This is a genomic window from Chitinophaga agrisoli (assembly GCF_008386695.1).
In the GTDB taxonomy this organism is placed as follows: Bacteria; Bacteroidota; Bacteroidia; order Chitinophagales; family Chitinophagaceae; genus Chitinophaga; species Chitinophaga agrisoli.
Map to the genome: position 1 here is coordinate 1,565,172 of NZ_VUOC01000004.1, position 16,716 is coordinate 1,581,887.

General features: G+C 46.0%; 16 protein-coding genes. 6 read left to right on the top strand and 10 right to left on the bottom strand.

Annotated features, from left to right (window positions below; all coding sequences use genetic code 11):
* Positions 1–178: 178 nt before the first annotated feature.
* Positions 179–1,129 carry a sugar phosphate isomerase/epimerase family protein gene (locus F0L74_RS25325; protein WP_149840703.1) on the bottom strand — a complete coding sequence of 317 codons (951 nt, stop codon included), beginning with the start codon at positions 1,127–1,129 and terminating at the stop codon, positions 179–181.
* A gap of 196 nt (positions 1,130–1,325) precedes the next feature.
* Here F0L74_RS25325 and F0L74_RS25330 point away from each other — a divergent pair, with 196 nt between their 5' ends.
* On the top strand, positions 1,326–1,808 hold the full coding sequence (locus F0L74_RS25330; RefSeq protein WP_149840704.1) for a GNAT family N-acetyltransferase: 483 nt from the start codon (positions 1,326–1,328) through the stop codon (positions 1,806–1,808).
* Between the two features lie 143 nt (positions 1,809–1,951).
* A complete protein-coding gene (locus F0L74_RS25335) occupies positions 1,952–3,271 on the top strand; it encodes a Gfo/Idh/MocA family protein (protein WP_149840705.1) in 1,320 nt (439 codons plus the stop codon).
* A 3-nt stretch (positions 3,272–3,274) separates the two neighbouring features.
* Here F0L74_RS25335 and F0L74_RS25340 read toward each other — a convergent pair whose 3' ends face one another.
* The 3 genes from F0L74_RS25340 to F0L74_RS25350 form a co-directional block, all read right to left on the bottom strand.
* Entirely contained in the window at positions 3,275–3,925 is a 651-nt protein-coding gene (locus F0L74_RS25340) for an HD domain-containing protein (RefSeq protein ID WP_149840706.1), read from the bottom strand.
* Positions 3,926–3,982: 57 nt separating this feature from the next.
* Positions 3,983–4,432 (bottom strand): carboxymuconolactone decarboxylase family protein, encoded by a 450-nt coding sequence (locus tag F0L74_RS25345; protein WP_149840707.1) that lies wholly within the window; start codon positions 4,430–4,432, stop codon positions 3,983–3,985.
* Between the two features lie 156 nt (positions 4,433–4,588).
* A complete protein-coding gene (locus tag F0L74_RS25350; protein ID WP_188316154.1) occupies positions 4,589–5,350 on the bottom strand; it encodes an MBL fold metallo-hydrolase in 762 nt (253 codons plus the stop codon).
* 93 nt (positions 5,351–5,443) lie between these two features.
* Between F0L74_RS25350 and F0L74_RS25355 the strand changes: the two genes are divergently transcribed.
* Entirely contained in the window at positions 5,444–5,821 is a 378-nt protein-coding gene (locus F0L74_RS25355; protein ID WP_149840709.1) for a winged helix-turn-helix transcriptional regulator, read from the top strand.
* 52 nt (positions 5,822–5,873) lie between these two features.
* Here F0L74_RS25355 and F0L74_RS25360 read toward each other — a convergent pair whose 3' ends face one another.
* The 4 genes from F0L74_RS25360 to F0L74_RS25375 all read right to left on the bottom strand — a co-directional run bounded on the left by F0L74_RS25360 (position 5,874) and on the right by F0L74_RS25375 (position 11,705).
* Complete coding sequence (locus F0L74_RS25360) at positions 5,874–6,509, bottom strand: hypothetical protein (protein ID WP_149840710.1); 636 nt, start codon at positions 6,507–6,509, stop codon at positions 5,874–5,876.
* 57 nt (positions 6,510–6,566) lie between these two features.
* Positions 6,567–8,105, bottom strand: a complete 1,539-nt coding sequence (locus tag F0L74_RS25365; RefSeq protein WP_149840711.1) for an alkaline phosphatase family protein — start codon at positions 8,103–8,105, stop codon at positions 6,567–6,569.
* 304 nt (positions 8,106–8,409) lie between these two features.
* The gene (locus F0L74_RS25370; protein ID WP_149840712.1) at positions 8,410–10,800 is read right to left on the bottom strand and encodes a glycoside hydrolase family 9 protein; all 2,391 of its coding nucleotides are present in this window, start codon (positions 10,798–10,800) and stop codon (positions 8,410–8,412) included.
* A gap of 458 nt (positions 10,801–11,258) precedes the next feature.
* Positions 11,259–11,705 carry a nuclear transport factor 2 family protein gene (locus F0L74_RS25375; RefSeq protein ID WP_149840713.1) on the bottom strand — a complete coding sequence of 149 codons (447 nt, stop codon included), beginning with the start codon at positions 11,703–11,705 and terminating at the stop codon, positions 11,259–11,261.
* A gap of 59 nt (positions 11,706–11,764) precedes the next feature.
* Between F0L74_RS25375 and F0L74_RS25380 the strand changes: the two genes are divergently transcribed.
* A complete protein-coding gene (locus tag F0L74_RS25380) occupies positions 11,765–12,118 on the top strand; it encodes a winged helix-turn-helix transcriptional regulator (RefSeq protein ID WP_149840714.1) in 354 nt (117 codons plus the stop codon).
* A gap of 4 nt (positions 12,119–12,122) precedes the next feature.
* Here F0L74_RS25380 and F0L74_RS25385 read toward each other — a convergent pair whose 3' ends face one another.
* Positions 12,123–12,890 carry a tetratricopeptide repeat protein gene (locus F0L74_RS25385; protein ID WP_149840715.1) on the bottom strand — a complete coding sequence of 256 codons (768 nt, stop codon included), beginning with the start codon at positions 12,888–12,890 and terminating at the stop codon, positions 12,123–12,125.
* Between the two features lie 59 nt (positions 12,891–12,949).
* Positions 12,950–14,527 carry a hypothetical protein gene (locus tag F0L74_RS25390; RefSeq protein ID WP_149840716.1) on the bottom strand — a complete coding sequence of 526 codons (1,578 nt, stop codon included), beginning with the start codon at positions 14,525–14,527 and terminating at the stop codon, positions 12,950–12,952.
* Positions 14,528–14,783: 256 nt separating this feature from the next.
* Between F0L74_RS25390 and F0L74_RS25395 the strand changes: the two genes are divergently transcribed.
* Positions 14,784–15,614: an SDR family oxidoreductase gene (locus F0L74_RS25395; protein ID WP_149840717.1), complete on the top strand. Its 831-nt coding sequence runs from the start codon at positions 14,784–14,786 to the stop codon at positions 15,612–15,614.
* Positions 15,615–15,775: 161 nt separating this feature from the next.
* Positions 15,776–16,696, top strand: coding sequence for a helix-turn-helix domain-containing protein (locus tag F0L74_RS25400; RefSeq protein WP_149840718.1), 921 nt, complete (start codon positions 15,776–15,778; stop codon positions 16,694–16,696).
* The last annotated feature ends 20 nt before the right edge of the window (positions 16,697–16,716 follow it).

The window sequence follows — 16,716 nt, forward strand, 5'->3', positions numbered from 1 at the left end:
TTTTGGGGAACGGGTTACATTTACATGGTTTTAAAATCGGGTTAAACAATCTGGTAATGTTGCAACGTTACTTAACAAAGATACCAGACGGGTACGCAACCTTTATGCGTAGTAGTAAGGAAGAAAAATTTGTCCATGATCTTTCGTAAAGCGAGGAGGTGTCGCCATTATCATGACATTACCTCTCCTCTGCAACCGCTTTCATTTTCGCCAGGCTGGTCTTCGCCACCAGCAAAGCATCCTGCTGGTAGTAGCTTTTATTAAAAACTTCCAGCGACAGCACGACCGGATGATCAGGGTATTGTATACTGCTTAGTAATTGTTTCAACGGCGCTATGCCATCCCCGGGATAAATACGGTCCGGCTCTGAGATCTTATCCGGCTGTATGCCCGCAGGATAATCGTTGATATGCATGATATCCATCGCCTTCCGCCCCACCAGCGGTACGCTGTCAAAACTGGAACCGCCTTTAAATATATGAAAGGTATCAAGTAAGACTGTTGCGTCTTTATGCCCGGTTTCTGTGGCTACATACATCACCTGGCTGATCTTCTTCAGGTTGGGTGATGAGCCCCACATTTCCAGGATGGGTTTTACCCCGGTCTCCGCTCCCATCTTTAGGATGGTCAGGTATCTTTCCGTAATTACATTCAGGTCTATTAACGCAGCCCCGCTGCTGTTAGCGCCCGCCGGCGGCGCCGCTACCCGCTTGCAACCTATCTTTGCCAGCATCTCCATTTCCTGCTGTAACTGCGCAAGGCCCGACTTGCGCGTGGTCTCATCATCCACGATCCAGCGGGCAAAACCAATGGCATTTTCAATCGTCAGCCCCAGGTCTTCAATGATCCTTTTGGCCTCCGTAGCCGTGCCGCCATTCCGCAGGTACGCCTGCAGCGTATCTATCCATATTTCTACGGAAGAAAAGCCGGCTTTAGACGCAATTTCCAGCTCCTTTACAAAGCCCAGTTTCTGCCCGCGGATGGTGCTCATATTAAGGGAGTATTTAAAGGCCTTTCCTGATACGGGACGATGTGCCTTTGCAGTGGCGGGTAATTTGAGCAAGCTGGCGCTTAATCCTACACCAAGGGTCTTTAATGCCTGACGGCGGCTGAATGAGATACTGGTCATTTTAACAGGCTTTTAAACGTGAAAATATAATCCCCCAAAATAACCATATTTATGATATATGCAGGCCGCCGGCAATATTCACATGATAACATCCTCCAATATTTTATCCTTTTACTATACTAATAGTTGCCAAAGTCAAATAGTTTAAATTACCTTTGATCTTTAGGTGAGATCCTTCACAAAGAAACATTTATACATGCCCAACGTTCAGCTTAAAATAGCAGCAACAACCCGTGACTTCGAACAAGCCAGGATATTATTTGAAGAATATGCCCGTTCTTTAGATTTCGATCTGAGTTACCAGGATTTTCAGCAGGAACTGGACGGCATTGCCCAACAATATAAAGCGCCCGAAGGGGCCTTACTCCTATGTTTCGTTGACAATGAAAACGCTGTAGGTTGTGCGGGGGTACGCAAGTTTGCAGACGGGATAGCGGAACTCAAACGACTGTATGTAAACCCTGATCACAGAAGTTTGAAAATAGGCAAACAGCTGCTGGAAATGGCGATCCGGACGGCCGGGCAGCTACATTATGAATATATGCGCCTGGACACGGTCCCAGGGCAAACAAAAGCGCAGGAATTATACCATTATCTGGGCTTTTATGAAATAGCGCCATATAGATACAGCCCCATTAAAGGCACTATTTATTTTGAGAAAAGGCTGGTTGAAATTTGATAACCGCGCCCCTGATACTTCTTAGATTGAAAACCATATGGCAACAATCGGGCGGATGATATATGCACCCCTGTTAGCTCCATTCCATCCCACGGGTGCAGCCTGCAGATAATTACGTATTTTTAATACAAACCATTACCACCATGCCCTTTTCCAGAAGAGACTTCATCATCACCGGTTCCAAAGCCGCGGCAGTTGCCGGCCTCACCCACCTCGCTCCCGGCGCTTTGGCAGCGGCACAAACTGCCGCTGATGACAAGATCAATATCGCCCTCATCGGATGCAGGAATATGGGCTTTGGCGACCTGCAGAATGCCCTTAAATTACCCGGCATAACCTGTGGCGCCCTTTGTGATGTGGACCAGGACATACTGGATAAACGCACCGCAGAAGTGGAAAAGATCCAGGGCAAACGCCCCCTGCAATACAAAGACTACCGGAAACTGCTGGAAAATAAGGATATCGACGCCGTTATCATTGGTACGCCAGACCACTGGCATTGCCTCCCCTTTGTGGAAGCCTGCCAGGCCGGCAAACACATCTATGTCGAAAAACCACTGGCCAACAGCATTGCAGAATGCGACCTGATGGTAAAAGCTGCCCGGAAACATCAAAGGATCGTACAAGTAGGACAACAACAGCGCAGCGGCACTATCTGGAAAAATGCCATGGACCGTATAAAAGCCGGTGACATTGGCCAACTCCGGAAAGTGAATATATGGGCCAATTTCAACTATGGTATTGGTCAGCCTAAAATGCCGGACGAGCCGGTACCTGCCGGCGTTGATTACGACCGCTGGTTAGGCCCCGCCCCTGCCCGGTCCTTTAACCGTACGCGCTTCCATGGCAACTGGCGTATGTTCTGGGACTATGGTGGCGGCCTTATGACAGACTGGGGCGTACACCTGCTGGATATGGCCCTCTGGGCAAAGGACACCCGGGACCTCCCGCTCTCCGTAGTAGCTGCCGGTGGTAATTTCAGCTACCCGGATCATGCCCACGAGACCTTTGATACCATGCAGGTCACCTACCAGCTAAAGGATCAAATCATCAGCTGGGAAAATACTGCCGGGGTCCAGAATGGCCCCTATGGCCTGTCATACGGCCTGGCCTTCATAGGCAACGATGCCACCATGGTAATTAACCGGGAACAGATGGAGATATTCCCTGAAATAGTAGACAACAAACCCAAGGTACCCGCAGTACCCAAACAAACCGGCACTGACTCCCACGATCTCCACATGAAGGATTTTATCGACTGTATACGCACGGGCAAAGAACCGGTATGCCCTGTTGAAACGGGCCGTCTGGCAGCCGTATATGCGCATATGGGTAATATAGCCCTGCGCACCGGATCCACCCTCACATGGAACAATAACGAGCACCGTTTCAATAACAATACCGCCGCCAACGCGCTCATCACGCCTTCCTACCGGGCTCCCTGGAAATTGCCGGCCTTATAGGCCTTATTCACTCCAGGGAGAGGCCAGGATGGCGTCGCAAAAGTTCCCTCTCTGGTAATCGGGTATCATAAAAGCGCAGATATCGGCATTGATAGTGCCATAGGTGGTGCCTGGCTTATGCTTGAACCCTTCAAAGAAGGTAGGTATGATCTGTTGCTTGAAACCGGTACGCGGAAACTGCTTAACGATATCTTCCCGGTGTTGTGCGGAGAGGTCCTGGTATCCTCTTCCCACTACATCCAGCGCCACGGCATAATTCAATAACGCCACTTCCGCTTCTTTATACGGCGCCACGCCAGGGATGGTATGCAAGGCAATGGCGTCCCAGACCAATTGCAACGCCTGGTGTGGTAACCCATGGCTCTGTAGGAAATCACGCGCCGCATTGGCCCCGTCTATTTCAAATCCCTTATCCGGACTGCTATAATGTGGCGTAAGTCCCAGGTCATGAAAAACCGAACTAACATACAACAGCTCCGGATCATACTGTACCTTTTTGTTCACTGCTCCCAGAGAGGCGAATACAAACGTCCGCAATGAATGATTGTACAAGAACTCTGTACCATGTTCAAGCAACAATTCAGTAGCCTGCCCGGCTATCGCACTGTCTGGTATCTTAATGCCGGCAACGGCTTTAGGTTTATTGATACTCATATTACCTTATTTTAAAAACTGATCCATCTACCCCGGAAAACCGGGGAAAGCGCTTTCTCAGGATACTGTCGTCTTTGTGGAAACACCTACGCGGTTCAAAAAGTTGATATGACAGATGCAGATAATGATATCCGCTATTTCGCTGGTGTTAAAATAAGCCTTTACCTTTTCATAGGTTTCATCAGCCACACCATGAACAGAGATATGGGTGATCTCTTCCGTCATTTGAAGCACCGCTTTTTCGCTTTCGGCAAAGAGAGGGCTTTCCTGCCAGGCGGAAAGGGCAAAGATCCTGCGCTGCAGTTCCCCGCCCTTTAAGGCTTCGTAGGTATGGTAATCAATACAGTAAGCGCATTTATTGATCTGTGAAGCACGGATCTTAATAAGCTCTATGAGGCTGTTAGGCACAGATGATTCATATATGCGTTTTTCTATAGCTGCAATATGATCCCAGTAGGATGGTTCTTCTTTCCAGACATCTAAACGATGTTTAATAACTTTTGACATAATTGAGCATTTTTGTTTGCTATGGCAAAGTTGCGTAACAAAAATGTCCTGGCCCTTAAACTGGTTTAAGAAAGCTGTTTTATAGGCCTCCTTAGGGCCGTACAGCCTAAAAAAAACAAAGCCGCTCCTAGAACGAGCGGCCTTTTTCCTTAACGCCTATTTAAACAAATACGCCCCATCATCCGGCACATGGCAGCGATGGCTTAAACTATGGTCCGCCAGTGCAGTCTTAACATCTGCCCGGCTTTCGGTGGATGGGTTAACGGATTCCATATGTACCACATACACCTGGGCCAGGGGAGCGTATTTACAGACCGTGATAACATCGGCAATATTCATAATGATGGGATCTCCAATAACAAAACGGGCTGCGCTGCCGTTCAATACGATCCGGTTAGGTCTGAACCTGTCCAGTGTTTGCGCCACTTCATCGCACCAGATGCTATCCCCGGCAATATAGAGCCGCTCCTCTCCTGCTGTGATCACATAACCGGATACGGCCCCCGTTAGCTGCGTAATGGCGCCCACACCATGTCTGCCAACGCTACGGTAGATGGTGATGCCTTCCCAGCACAATTCATCCGTAACAGGTATTACATTCGTAAAACCGGAGGCCCGGATCGTTTCCGCGTCTACCGGCTGACAAAATACCGGCAGCTGTTTTGGCAGCATTTGCTGGGCAGCCGGGTCCCAGTGATCAATGTGCAGATGCGTGAGCAATATAGCATCCGTTTGGCCAATGAGCGCCTGCAGCTGGGCTTCATTTATTGGCAGGTCTACTAAAGGATTTCGAAGGCCATTATCCGTATATGGGATAGGATCATAGCTGTCCCTGGCCCCCAGCATGGGATCTACCAAAATAGTCTTACCGTTGACCTGCACAACAAGCGTAGCATTCCGCAATAATTGAACGTTCATAAAATGAATTATATTTGAGTGGCAAAGATGAATAGCTTCATCGCTGCCGCCAAGAAGGTCACATATATGTAACCTGTTCACAATTTGGTAACCATGAAGAATAACGAGTACAAGCATTGTGGCCTGAATGTAGCCCTGACAATACTTTCCGGGAAATGGAAGCCAATGATCCTGTATTATATCTCCCATACCCCTGAAATGCGTTTCACAGAGCTATGGCGTATCATACCAAAGATCACCAAAAAGGTTTTACTCGATCAGTTAAAACAACTGGAAGCCGATGGGCTTATTCTGCGACAAGAGAAGTCCGGTTTTCCGCCGGAGGTGTCTTACCAGATTTCGGAAAAAGGCCACGCGTTGTCGCCCGTGCTTTCAGCCCTGGAAGAATGGGCCAATGTGCATGTAAGTGAGAAAGTAGAGCAATTTGAACAGGAATCAGGAACCCGGCGTTGGAGAAGGAATGGCCGGTAGCACGCATTCATGACCATTTTGCTGATATCAGCAAAATGGTCAGATAAATAGGTTACTCCAGCTCATTAGGATAATCAATTTCTTCCAGATCTTCCTTTAGCTGTTCCCAGTGATCAAATTCTTTATTAATAGTAAGCACCATGGCTGTTGTTAAGGTATGCCCCTGGTATATGTCCGTTATCGTTTTCAGCACGTCTTCATTGGCCTCAAAATCATCTTCATAGTAATCTGTCGCCCAATCAATATACGTTTCAGGTTGGCCGTCAAATATCCCCAGCAGCCCCTCCGAACCATCTGCAAAACTCTCCGGCTGCCCAATTTGCCAGGCGCCATCGCTGTTTGCCCAGATACAGAACGTGGTCCCGATGGTTTGCACCGGCTCGCCAAACATAAACTCGTTATAAATTCCAGGAAGCCCTTGTGTCAGTTTTGCTTTATCCTTTGGATAAAATTCATGCGCAAGACCATTTATTACACATCCGTCAGCTGTGAACAGCACTAACATTTCATCGCCGCTTCCATCCCTCATGCTTGCTACCTCCTTATTTTTCGCCCATTTGGAATTATAGGTATAATAACGGTCATTCCAGTCTTCCGCTATGATGGCCTCAATTACGGCAATACTTTTGCAGATGTTTCTTAACCGGTTCCTGTCAGGTAGTGCGGAATAATTACTTGTAGAGATCATATTTCCCATTTTTTTAACAAAGCCTAATATAATAAATTTATTCTATCTGAATAAAGTCTATGCTCCCTTTTTATATGTACGCTTTGCCTGCGCATTGTCAAAATAATAATGCCCGCCAATCCTTATCAGGGATGCCTCCAGCTCATAAGTGCCCCAGCTGAAAGACGAGCTGACCCGCACCGTTTCCTTTTTCACCGCCGGTGGCGCCTTAGTGCCGGGATGGACCAGGAACTCTTCCATCACCCGGCCATCCATAGCGGCAGGAACCGGGATATGCCGCAGCATTAACACCGTAGGCACAATATCAACATTGGAAGTGGGCAGATCAGACACATAATGTTTCCTGAAAGCTGGCCCGGACAGGATCAATGGGATATGGATCTCATAAGGACTAAGCCCTCCGTGGCTGGCTACCCCTTTTTTCTCTGTGATCCCTTTAAAATGCCAGGCGTTTTCCCCATCATTCCAGGGCGAAGCGATCAATATATCCGCGGCCCTGTTTGGATGGCCCCAGTGAATAACGTCAAAAGACAGCGTTCCTTTTACTACTCCTTCATTGCCGCCTCCTTTCTTAGCGGGGGTAAAGATCGGCCCAACCCATGGTTGCCCCTGCAGCCCTTCCACCATTTTGCGGATGAGGGCCGGATCATGATCCTTCACAAAAATGGCCCCGTCTACCACCACCACATCGCCGGAGGTTTTGTCCCTTTTCCATCCTTCTTTGATGAGGAAACCCGTCAGCGATGCGTCTGATCCTCCCCCATTAGTGATGAAACCATGATCTGCGGTGATAATGATGTTGAACTTATCTGTCAGCTGGCGTGCCTGTAAGGTATCCAGTATACGCTGAAACTGCTCATCCACCCCGGCAAGCGATTTTATAGTGGCCGGCGATCCCACCCCCGTGGCATGGGCCGTTTCATCCGGATCGGAATACCAGATGGCGCATACTTCCGGGCCGTTATCCGGCAATCCATAATGAAACAGCGCATCTGTGGCCCAGCGATGCAATCCTATAAAACCGTCCGTATGATTGGGAGCGGGCGCTTTGCCTAAAGTCTGGATAACATCCGCTTTCAACGCTGCCGGCAAAATAAGCTCCGGGTTGATAACCCCGCCGTTTACAGTATGATTCTGCAATAGTGCCTGTCCGCTGGAGCCGGAACTAAAAACAAACATCTTTTGTCCATTGTCCCGCAGTATCTCTCCCAGTGACCGGGTAGTGAGCAGATGCCCGTTCGTAGCGCTGTCAATCGCCATCAGGTCCCTGGCGTTCCCGGTATTGAAGATCCGTAGCGAGTCCACCATCGGCAGGAATATATTATTACCCAGGATCCCCGTCTTCCAGGGGTAGGACCCGGTAGCATACCCGGAGGAGTTAACCCGGGTAACACACGGAAATACGCTATGGCTGGCATTGCCGTAACTATTTGCCTGCTTAAAGCGATACAGGTTGGGCATGATCTCCGGCGTAATATAATCCGGCCGTAAACCATCAAAAACAACGATCAGATTCCTTGTTTGCGCCTGTACACCCTGGCAGAACACCAGGCAACAGCTAATTACTGTCAGCAAAAGATACCGCTTACCGCTCATAACTTGTTCAGTTTAATACCCGTATAAAAGGCCGCAAGTTTTAGCTTTTGCGAAAAAAAGGGAAGGGAAAATTAATTGATAACCTAAAGATAATGAAGCAAAAAAAAGCCCATCACAACGAAGTGACGGGCATGATGTGTCCTAATGAAAGCAAATTTAAACCGTATCGTTTGCAGTACGTTTCTGTAAGCCTGAAATTTACTACAGATCCTGGAAGTATTTTCCAGCGATTGGAATAAGCGGGCTGTTCGCTGGAATCAGTGGTACGATCCGGGGAATAAGGCATTACAGCACCTCATTCCGATTAGTCTTTAAACAATCTTGACAACAACCAGATCACACTGGCCGTAGTATGCGTCCATATCTCTTTATACGTGGCATTTACCTGCATAGGCATATAAGGCGCATCCTCGTTCTCAAACGTTTCAATCCCCACCGGTACCGCCCCTACTACATCTCCGGCATATGCGCCATACAGCGGCGGGTAATCATAACCATCCCCGTAGATCGTGCTCATGGCAAAGGGGTTATACCCAATGATATACTCCAGCTGTCTTGTTCCGATATCCCTCAGATATCTATCCTTTAGCACATCAGCCAGTATAAAGGCTGCCTTGGCCTTGGCCATCAGCACCGCATGAAAACCCCTGAACTGATAAGCCACCGGAAACCGGCGCAGATAAAAACCGCCGCCCAGCGGTATCCCGTTTTTCACCTGTGCATTATACTCCTCCATAGTTGGCATACCTACTTTATCCCCTTCATGGTAAATACCGGAATAGTCTGTATTATTCACCTCGTAGATACCAGCAGACAGTATTTCATAAGGTTTTATGCCGGTGGATATATCATGCAGATAATCTGCATACGCCTGACAAGAAGCTCTCCACAAAGCCGCATCCGGATGCGAAGGCGCATCCGTTAATAACATGGCCAGCCCTTCCACCATAAACTGTTCGTCACTACGATGGAAATAAGTAAGTATCCTTTTCTTCTTTCTTGATTCATAGAAGAATCCATGCATGGGAATGGACCAACTGCTGATCCGCTCCTGTTGCTGACAATCCATTACCACCCGTGCATATTGAACGGCCCTATCCAGGTAGGCCTGTTCTTTGGTAAGCCGGTACAACTGCATGGCGGATACCAACGCCAGCGCATACAGGTCTGTTTCATTTTTGTCATTAACAGCCACTCCCAGCAGCTGACTTGCGAATGCAAAATCTTCCCTGGCGCTTCTTTTACACCAGTTGGCAAAAACCGGATCTTCAGCTATATAAAAAGGAACAGCCAATGCGCAATAGCTGGCGGCTATAAAATTATCAAAGGGATTGTTAGTCGCTTTTCCCTGTATATCATCCTTGGTGCCGATGATATTGTCTGTCCAGATGCCGATGATCAGCCCTCCCTCCCGGTAGCCATCTCCAAACCGGGTGCGCATTGTCCAGTTCAGGCCCCAGCGCGCTTCCTCCAGTAAACGTTGATATAATTGTACATTTTTATGCTGTACTGATCTGGCAAGCTCCAGCATGGCTATTCCTCCCCGGGCCGTATTACCTACTCCTTGCGAAAGGTCCGCCGCATCATGCCATCCTCCGCTTATGTGTAAGCGTCTTCCATCAGGATGTACGCATACTACATCCTCATGGCATGCCTGGTGAGTGCCGGGTTGGTCATAACCACATCTTTCCGCAAAAAAATAATTGAGCGTGCGCCAGGCGGTAGCCAGGTAGGCATCATCCCCTATCGGGAAAGGCTGGGTCATCCTGTCGCCAATCCTGAGCCGGTAATATCCCGGTTTATCAAAAGCGCTGAAATCCAGCTGCATGAAATTGCTGTCTAATCTTGTTCCCTTGCCGGTAAACACGGTCTTTTTCTCCGCATTAAGTATTTCAAAGGTAGCATCCGTCACATTTTGTACCAGCGCCTGTTTCCGTGCGCCGGTCTTGTAGCCGGAATGACTATAAGCGATAGCATGCTCCCGTAAATTAAAGCCCCTGGTATTTTCAGCATCCACTTTTTCGATACGCATATCATCTACATACAGCTTCATATCATCTGCTGCTCCCTGCGGAGAACCGGTCAGCATAATATTTACAGAAAACCCGGTCACTGAATCCCGGTACAGGTCAGGGATCTCCCAGATAATATGCTGCCATTTACCGGGATATACGGTAACAAAATGCTGACCTTCAAACCTGCCCGGAGCAGGCATAATATGTTTCCCCTCGTTATATAAAGTACAACCCACAAAGAAAGAGTAAAAACCCGGTGCATCCGCATACACCCATACAGAGAAACGGTTATAGTCACCCAGGTCTTCCCCTTTCAATGGCCGTATAACCTCCGCAAACGCATAACTTCTGTTGCTGGGGTTCTTTTCACCCAAAGACGCAGGCGTTTCCAGCAGGATGCTGCCTTTACCGGAGATGGTCTTCCCGTGATCTATGCTGATCGTACCCGGTCCTTTCGTTTCCAGCGCATTGAAATCCTCCGCCAGCGGTAGAACCCGTGAATGCATCACTTTTTTCTTTGACCATCTTGTAATGCCGGCGTAAGTAGAATCGGCCTTCATGGTATATTGCAGATAATGGCTCTGCTGGAGCTGTTTCATTAAATGGGTATCCTGGGCCATTGCAGGATGTATCAGGTATGTGCAGGCAGCTACTAGCAGGAATACAAGCCGTTGGGTCATTCTCAAAAAGACATTAAGGATAAAATAGCTTTAATATAAGCGAAAATGACCAGTTTCTTTATAGACACTAAAAAATTGAACAAACAATGAGTAAAACAACATGGTCCCGGTAAAGTCGGGACCATTTGTTGACGAAGGTTAGCTGTTTTGCTGAAGGCTTTTAAGATAAGCCACCACCCGCTCATCCCGCTCTTTTGCATTTCGTTTAAGGAGCTCCTGGCCTACCTCCGTTCCCTGCGCATCAATTCCGGCAATCAGTTCCGGTAATGGAAGATCTGTACAATACACGGCAGTTCCGCCCTGTTGCCTCCAGGAATCTTTCGTCTGGGAGAGACCTTACTGCCCGTCATCTGCCAGATGCATAAATGGGGCGAGGCCCATCGCGATGAAATTACAGGCGGCGATGTTTTTGCGGGCAAAACAATCAGCGACAACTGGAACGCCAACCAGCATGGTAATCATTGTACCGTCTCCTCATAAGCCTGGTTCACCAGATCTGGGTTACCCTCTTCAAAAACCGGCGTCATTTGCAACCGGGTTACCTTCCAGACGCCATTGTCATGGATCAGTTCATGTTCATACCGGTTGTAAATAAACCAAAAATCCTCTCCTTCGCTTAGCTGCTGTTTATGAAGCGCACGTCCGTAGGAGTACACCGTAGCCCTGTCCCCATCTATCTGCACTTCATGGTTAAAGCTCATATGCATGGTCGTCATATTTTTATACGCGATCTTTGCCCATGCTATCAGATCGTCAGCTTTCACCTTTTGAGCCGGTTTCACTCCGCCAAAATCAATTGTCAGCTCATCCGCCCAAAGCGAACGTTGCAATGCAAAATCCTTCCGGTCGGTTGCATTGAACCCTTTTATCAGCGATTGTATAACCGCGTTTGTTTGATTTTCCATTAATTTTGTTTTAGCAAACTTAGTGGTAACCAAATTTCACCGCAATAACTAATCCGGAAATGAGCACTAATAAAAAAGCCAGTTCACCGATCAGTTTCAACGAAGAGATCTTAAACGAGGCATGTAGCTTCAATGAAGTCATCCGGGTCATTTCTCCTGTATGGAAAATGCAGATACTGTTTTCCATTTATGAGGGGATCAACCGGTTCAGCATGCTAAAAAAAGAATATAAAACACTGTCCGACGAGATCCTGGGAAAAAGGCTAAGAGAGCTCACCACCGGAGGCTTCGTTGAAAAAGTAGATGGCCCGGACCCCAAACATCCGGTGGTGCAGTATTTTCTTACCCAAAAGGCCAGGGAATTATTGCAACTCGTGCCGTCTTTTTGCAGCTGGGGTGATAAATGGCTGTAAATACCTACAACTCCGCTATCATCTTATAAAAATCTGTGGACAAGATCCGGTCAATGGACTTTTGCTTATCAAACGGTGTTTGATTGAAATCATAGCTCTCCGGAACCGCTATCTCTGTACCCAGGAATTTGAAATAATAATTTGTATAGGAACTGGTCCCTTGTTTTATCTCCTTTGGATAGATTTCCTCTACTGATTGATCCAGCTTTGCTTTTAGCCCAGTCTGATCTTTAAGTAACTGCCGCAACGCATCAATTATTGCGGAATTGTTCTCAAGCGTAATAAAAACAGCCGGCAGCAGCTTGTTGATAGCTTTTTCCGGTTGCTTTAACCGCTGGTATATGTCAGCATACCTTAAAGCCATATCAATATCATTCATAGCATAGGCATTGCCGCAAAAATGTATATATGGATGTACCGTATCTGACAACGACAGGTAATACAGTGCAGAATCGTATTGCTCCCTTTTGTAGTAGATGCCGCACAAGGTCTGGCTTGCATTATGCTTATAATTAGCATAAGGGTTAGACATTATATCACCGCCCAGCTGTTCCCTTTCATCAAAATGCCATTTAAGCACCGATTTAAAAACCGATATAGCCTGCCCCACGCTATCCTGAACAAGATAAATATGACCGGTGTTATAAAAAGCGGCTGGATATGACTCATTTTTCGGATGTTTGTTAACAATGTATTGATAAGCGGCAAGGGCTTTATCATATTCTCCTTTTTCATAGCACTTGCCCGCCTCCTCAAAATAATCGGAAGGCATTTTTTGTGCCTTAACAGCAAGTCCCAAAAAAAACACTGGCAATATAACAAGTAAGCGTCTCAAAGCGATAGTTTAAATTGATAGATCGATAAACCCTTAACGCCATAAAATATCAATTCTTTGTCGTTAAAGAAATAACTTTTTTCAAAAATGTGGCTTACACCCTTTAGTTCTTTATAAACCCTGTTGTTTACATTGATGTTATATCGGGAATCGCCGGTTTTTTGAATGGAGAAAAACCTATCATCATTAAAATCCCCCAGTACAATCTCGCCTTTTTCCTTTTCACCCCAGGAAACTTCTCTGGCAGGGAACATAGGTTTGGAGAACACACCATTGAAAACCCAAAACCCTTTCGTTCCATATTTAACATACAGAAGAACATTCCCATTTCTGGCTTTATGCTGCCATCCTATATGTGGCAAAAATTTTTCATAGCTTTCAACATAAAAACCGGAGTCCCTTACTATAGGCTTAAAAAGCAGGGTGTTGTCCCTGTAAAGGTAAATGGAGTCGTCCGTAATAAATGAATGGATGGATTGCCCCCTGGGACTAATATAAATAGGCGTGGGCCGCACGCCATATTTTGTGATGGGAGCTGCCACCTGTTTACCATTAATTACCTTATACAGGTAATAATCCTTTAAGAGATAAAAAGCAAATTCATTTTTATCCCCAATGTTTGGCAGCAATATCGCCGCCTCCGGATAGCAGTACACCTTGCCACTAACATTTAATTGTAGATCCTTTCCCTCCTTGTACCTATACAAGTAGTTGCGTTTATTAAACAACGTTATATCCGACACATCCTTAACATCTTTTTGCAACGAATTATTGATGACGATGTAACCAGCCCCATTATCATCACCGCTAAAATAATAACCATCGTTTATCATAAGATCACTTTCCCAGGCGGTTCTCACCGGCCCCATAATGGTATCAGGCGTATGAAGAAAGAACTGGTAGTCATGACCGGCTGGCTTTCTGACTTCGGCGTAAATATAATTCCCTTTGTCATTTATGTGCAGTTCGTAAAAGCCCTTCAGCGATTTATCGATCAAACGGCTATTTACAAACAGCTGGTACAATGAGTCTTTCTTTATATAGTAGATGCAGTTACCGTTTTCACTAAAGGCGCACCAGTCACGATTGCTGATATCCAGTTGATCAAGTTCCTTTTTTAAGTTTTTTGATACCAATTTGCCATTTATATAGTAGCATACCGTGTCCGCGTAGCTGGTTGTCATTGCGATATTTCCACGTGTACCACTGGTGATGGATTTCTCCAGTTTCCCATCTACAGGACCATACACATCTACTGCCCTTGTGTTTTTATAATACCATCCCTTCTCTTCACCACCAGTATAAGAAGTGGTATAGCTGACATCATTATCCCTGTCATAGGTATACCTAATGTCCTTCAGCCCTTCTATCTTACGCTTATTTGTCAAAAAGAATGCTTTGCCTTCTTTCTCAACTCCAAAACAATAATTGCCCACTTTATCAAAAGCGTGGGTTGCGTTTTTTAGAAAAAAGGAGTCTTTTTTGTCAGTCAGGATAAGTTTCTCCGTTATTGTCTGGCCCCAACAGGTTAGGTAGCTAAACAAGGTAAGGGAAAGGATGAGCGTTTGTTTCAAGCAGGGATGGTGTTTTAAGTTAGCGGACAAATTTAATAAAAACAAATTAGTTGGGATATGCCTTGTCTGACCCACTCATATCAGGGTGATTGGGGATAGGGATTAAATATATCAATTGCTGACCGTGCTCCATAAAATTTACCCATTACTACAAAATCCTCATTCTGGCTAATCATTGTCCTGTTCTGGTTAATTAGAAATTTTGAGTACAAGGGAAATTTGCATTATCAAATGTCAAACAATTAAACCTTCAAAAATGAACAAAACAGTATTAATTTCAGGAACCTCATCCGGATTTGGAGCTGCAACCGCCAATTATTTCGCAGCAAAAGGCTGGAATGTCATTGCAACAATGAGAGACACAAGCAAAACGGAAAGCCTTGATAGATCAGAAAACATTTTCGTCACAAAATTAGACGTTCAGGACAGAACATCCATCGATGCAGCTATTGCTGCAGGCATTAACCGCTTCGGCAGCATTGACGTAGTTGTAAATAACGCCGGATATGGGCAGTTTGGAGTGTTTGAAACGGTGTCCCGCGAGACCATCCAAAAACAATTTGATGTGAATGTATTTGGAGCCATGGACGTAACAAGGGCTATTCTTCCTCATTTCCGTGCTAAACGGTCAGGCATTATCATTAATATCAGTTCCGGTGCAGGCGCTATTGGCTTTCCTATGGCCTCTATTTATAGCTCATCCAAATTTGCCCTGGAAGGATGGACGGAAGGAATAAGATATGAATTAGCTTCATTAGGGATCAGCGCAAAGATCATCGAGCCAGGTGGCGCTTTGCAAACTGACTTTATGAACCGCGTAGGCGGCGAAAGTGCAGGCCTGCAGTTGATTAACGACTATGTACCTTTTCTGGAGCAGATCGGTAAAGCATATACTCGGATGCGGAATGCTGTAGATGCGGATGCCATCGAAAGGGTTGTATTATCCATTTACGAAGCCGCTACTGATGGAACCGATCGTTTGCGCTATTTCCCCACTAGTGATATCCAGGCTCTTTTAAATGCCCGCCGCAACACTTCGGAAGAGGAATATCAGGCCTTTACAGACAAATTCTTTGCGGCTGAATAAAATTATCAGATGAAAACGGCCGGGATGCCGGTAAGCAAACGCTTATACAGAATTGTTTGATAAATTTATATGGCAAACAGCCAGCTGCTAAAACGGTTCAGGATTGAAACAACATTCAGTCCTGGATCCTTTTAGGATCAAAGCTTATAAAAACATAAACCATGATAGATAGATCTGTTCTTGAAAATGGTATACATCACTTCAGGTCAATATCCGGACTGTGCGGAGCATTAGGGGTTGCCAGGCCCAAACATCCATTAATTACCATGATCAATCATGATGATATCGCAGCGGATGCTAAAGTAAAATATCTCGTTCACGACTTCTACATGATTTCTTACAAAAGCAATCTGAATGGCAAACTAAAATACGGACAAGGCTACTACGATTTTGACGAAGGAGGACTGATCTTTATAGCGCCCAACCAACCCATATCTGTCGTGGATGACAATGACGTATGCAAAGGATACAGTTTATTTTTCCATCCTGATCTGCTCTCCGGAAGCCACTTGATAAAATCCATCACCAAATACGGTTTCTTCAATTATAACATCAACGAAGCCCTACACCTTTCAGAAAAAGAAAAACAAAAGATCCTGAACATCTTTGAAGAAATAAAGGATGAACTGGAGACTGCTATTGATGATAGCAGTCAGGAGCTGGTGGTTTCCTATATAGAAGTCTTACTGAACTATAGTAACCGGTATTATAAGCGGCAATTCATTACAAGAAAAGCAGTGAACAGCCCGGTCATTGAACGATTTGAAAAGACGCTGAATAATTACTACGCAGAAGACCTCCCGTTACAAAATGGCATCCCATCAGTAAAATATTTTTCAGATCAGCTGAATGTTTCAGCTGGTTATTTAAGTGACTTGCTGAGAAACCTTACAGGATCAAATACCCAGCAGCACATTCACGCCAAATTGATTGAAGTCGCTAAACAGAAGCTGGCTGCCACAGACCTGACGGCGGCAGAAATTGCCTATGAATTGGGCTTTGAACACCCGCAGTCATTTAATAAGCTGTTCAAGAATAAGACTAAAATGACGCCATTGCAATACAAACAGTTAGCAGGATAGTTGGCCATTATGCGGATGCG